General features: G+C 42.1%; 4 protein-coding genes. All 4 read right to left on the minus strand.

The annotated features are described in order from the left end of the window. Positions 1–248: 248 nt before the first annotated feature. Positions 249–518, minus strand: a complete 270-nt coding sequence (locus LI114_RS13175; protein ID WP_022126894.1) for a hypothetical protein — start codon at positions 516–518, stop codon at positions 249–251. 13 nt (positions 519–531) lie between these two features. Further along, a complete protein-coding gene (locus tag LI114_RS13180) occupies positions 532–1,047 on the minus strand; it encodes a gamma-glutamylcyclotransferase family protein (protein WP_022126893.1) in 516 nt (171 codons plus the stop codon). 14 nt (positions 1,048–1,061) lie between these two features. Continuing rightward, positions 1,062–2,147 (minus strand): amidoligase family protein, encoded by a 1,086-nt coding sequence (locus LI114_RS13185; protein WP_022126892.1) that lies wholly within the window; start codon positions 2,145–2,147, stop codon positions 1,062–1,064. Between the two features lie 62 nt (positions 2,148–2,209). Then, on the minus strand, positions 2,210–3,664 hold a 1,455-nt coding region (locus LI114_RS13190; RefSeq protein ID WP_227221057.1), incomplete at its 5' end, for a recombinase family protein.

Consider the following 3,664-nt stretch of genomic DNA (forward strand, 5'->3'; position numbering starts at 1 on the left):
CTTGTACTCATTTTCATATTGTTTATTTTCTGACATTTCTTTACCTCCATTTTTTTCTCTTTTTATTTTACTTCTTGAGGTTGGGGTGTCAAGTTTTATTATACAGGATCAGAACGGCTGCGTTGAAATATTGGCAGTTTTGAAGCTTACATAGAATAAAAAAAGCCCGCCGTAAAGCGAGCTTTTTTCTGTTGTCTTGCTGATACCAAATGGATGCTCAGTTCAAACATCCAATTTTACGCTGCCAATCAATCTTCGTTATACTCATCTATCATTCTGCAGTACTCTTTTTCCTCGCAGTCAATATAATCCTTAGCGAACTGCTCCGCTTCTTCGAGACTGTTTTCCAGCAGTTCAAAATCCACAGTAGCCGAAAAAATATCTATCTCAAGCTGTTCGGACTCATCTGCAAAAACTTCAATAGTAAAACCCTCACAACGGACATCATTTCCATCCTTATCCTCCCGAAGCAGATCACTGTCGGGAGTTATTTTTACATGAAACCCTTTGTATTTCAAACCGCAAACCTCCTTAAAATTTCATCTGAAAATCATCAATGTCGTAATATCCATCATAATCTTCCGCACAATATTCTTCGTCAAATTCATCATTTACCATATGTTCAATCTGCAGTGAATTTTCCAAAGCTGTCTGAAGATAACTTTTATCTAAACCGTTTTCTCTATACCCCTGCAAAATCGTATTGTAATACTGTCTACTCGGAGGAGCGATCTCTCCTTGGTTCATCAGATACGCCATACCCTCAACTTCTTTGCCGTCCAGCTCAAAAGACATTTTTTCTTGCCTGTAAAGTCTCGGATAACCCTCATAGCGATTTAAAGCTGGCAAATCTCTGTCGTCAAGCTCCCAGATCAGAACAGGAACGCTTGCTCCTTTTTTCGGAACAATAGTCGCAACGCCTCTGAATTCCAACTCAAAATCCTTAATCTCAGATGTTCCCGCAACCCTTGAATGCGGACATCTGTATGCCATCTGTTGCAAATTAATGTTGCTGCCGTATGCAATATATAACTGTTTGTTTTTCATCTTCGACCTCCGATCTACATAGCCATTTCTATGTCTAAATCTTGATCTTCTTCAAAGCCCTCACATTCGCTCTCTGTCGGCTCAGAAATCTCATCGGGTACATTTTCGTTTAACTCCCGAATCTCGCTTACAGGCTCAACACGCTGCTCACGGGCGGCGATACGCTCCTGTCTGAGCCTTTCTCGCTGAGCTATGGCTTGCTCGGGATTTTTCCAAGCAATATTGCCCTCAAGATGAGAAAGCAAGTGTTTGCGGCAGTTCTTGAATTCCTGTCCGTTCAGTCCTATCCGGATAAGCCATGTTCTGAACGTATAACGAGGATTTTCACTTTGCGTTACCCGTGGGCTTGCAGATTTCTGCGTTAACGCCTGATTGCTGACCGCCAGAACCAGCGAAATATACGCCCTGAGCACGCCTGCATTCAGGCAGCTGTTGAAAGCTCTCACTTCAATATTGTTATCCGTAAAGACGGGATGTAAATTTAAACACCTGTACCGTGACGGATCGTAATGTGAGTGATAATCGGCGTCATCTCCGTACCAAAGCCGTTTTATGGTCTGTAAACTCGTCGGCTTTCTTCTGTTCAATTCTTCAAGAAAGTGCTTATCTACCTTTTTGCAATAATTCCGTTCACGGTTTGAATCTACCTGTAAAGCCTGATACAGCATATCCTCCTTGCTTGCAAAAATATTTACAAGATTTCTAAGCTTTTGCGCGTCATACGGAGAAAAATCAATGTGAATATGAATTCCTGTGGACTCGTTGCAAATGCCTCCGCTTCGGCGAATAGAACGAACGACCTCCTGAAGCGTCGGCATATCCTCGTATTCCAGAATCGGAGTTACAAGCTCCACAGAATACAGCTTTGAAGCCGAAGAGCCGTTCTTCGTTGTACATCGTATACTTGCGTCGGACATGATCTTCCATGTTCTGTTTTTACTGTCTTTAACATCATATCTGTCATAACTGCCGCCGTAATGCTCCGGCGAACCGCCCAAAACCTTTGCCACCGCCTTTGCCGCTGACGATCTTGTTAAGCCGGTGCATTCAATTTCAACTCCGTAACGTTGGTTTTTTATTCCCTCAAAATTTTTCGCCATTTAATTTTCACCTCGTTTCCGAAAAAAACAGCCTGCAGATTTCTCCGCAAGCTGTTTTCACATTATTCAATTTCCGTTCTGACTTCATACCCGCCCTTGAAGATCACCAGTATTTCGGTTTTACTTAAGACTTTTACACATTCGATGAGCTTTCTGATCAACACATTATCAAAGGTTTCCAACTCGAATTTTTCATGCTCTATCATGTCCGTGATCTTATCAAGCTTTTGCTGAGTTTCGGCAGAAGTTTTATTCTGCGATTTGAGCATTTCCAATCGTTCGCTTAACTCTTGTTCCTCGGCATAAAGCTTTGCAAACTCACTGTCAAGCTTGTCCTCGTCACAGCCGCCGGAAACTATCAGTCCGACCAGATCCGTTCTTGCTTGGTCGATCTCTTTCAGTCGCTTTTCAATCGAAAGTATTTCCTCCTGCCCCTGGCACTCCAACACCGATCCGATATTAGCTTTTAATATCCGAACAATATCGTCACGGCAGGAATAGTAGTTATTTATCGAACGAATAATTCCACGGTGCAGGTTTTCTTCCTTGATCGTAGGCGAATCGGGGCAGTATTTTTTACCGTGTTCCAGACGGCTGATACACCGCCAGACCACTTGCTTTTTCCCGTTTTTTGTCCATATTCTGCGCCTGTACGGAGTTCCGCAATTTCCGCATATCAACAATTCGGACAATGCATATTTTCCACTGTATTTTCCTTGCTCTGTTTTGGTATGATCGGATATTTTTCTTTTTGAACTTCGCCTTGCAATTTCCTGCTGTACTCGGTTAAAGGTATCACGATCGATTATGGGAGTATGATGATCTGTAATAAGATACATCGGGCGCTCTCCGTTATTTTTCACAACTTTGTGTGTAATGCAATCGACCGTGAAAGTTTTTTGCAAAAGTGCATCTCCCACATACTTCTCATTTTTCAGAATTCTCTGAATTTCACCCTTAGACCACTCACTTTTACCAGTTGCGGTAATTCTTTTTTGATTCATTAAGGTCTGAGCGATGTTATGTAAGGTATATCCGTCAAGATAAAGACTGAAGATCAACCGTACAGTTTCAGCCTCATTGGGAACTATCTCCGGCTTGCCGTCTGCACCTTTTTTGTAACCCAGCAGATATTTATACTGAAAGGACACCTTGCCCTCACGGTAGGCTTTTTCCTTTCCCCATGAAACATTTTTGCTTATGGATTCACTTTCAGCCTGTGCGAATGAACCGTACAAAGCAATCATAAACTCGCTTGTCATTGTCAGCGTGTTTATGTTTTCCTTTTCAAAAATCACGCCAATACCCAAGTCTTTAAGCTGTCGAACATATTCAAGGCAATCCACCGTATTTCGGGCAAATCTTGAAATTGATTTCGTTATCACAAGGTCGATCTTTTTGTTTTTGCACATTCTTATCATTCGGTTAAACTCTGTCCTTTTCTTTGTCTGAGTTCCGCTGATCCCTTCGTCGGCAAAAACTCCGGCAAGCGTCCATTCCTTTTTTCGGTTGATCAA

The sequence above is a fragment of the Ruminococcus sp. 210702-SL.1.03 genome, from assembly GCF_020559915.1.
Taxonomy (GTDB): domain Bacteria; phylum Bacillota; class Clostridia; order Oscillospirales; family Ruminococcaceae; genus YE71.

Excerpts from the sequence above, each read along its gene's own strand:
- LI114_RS13180 (WP_022126893.1), bottom strand. The coding sequence starts at position 1,047 with ATGAAAAACAAACAGTTATATATTGCATACGGCAGCAACATTAATTTG.
- LI114_RS13185 (WP_022126892.1), bottom strand. The coding sequence starts at position 2,147 with ATGGCGAAAAATTTTGAGGGAATAAAAAACCAACGTTACGGAGTTGAA.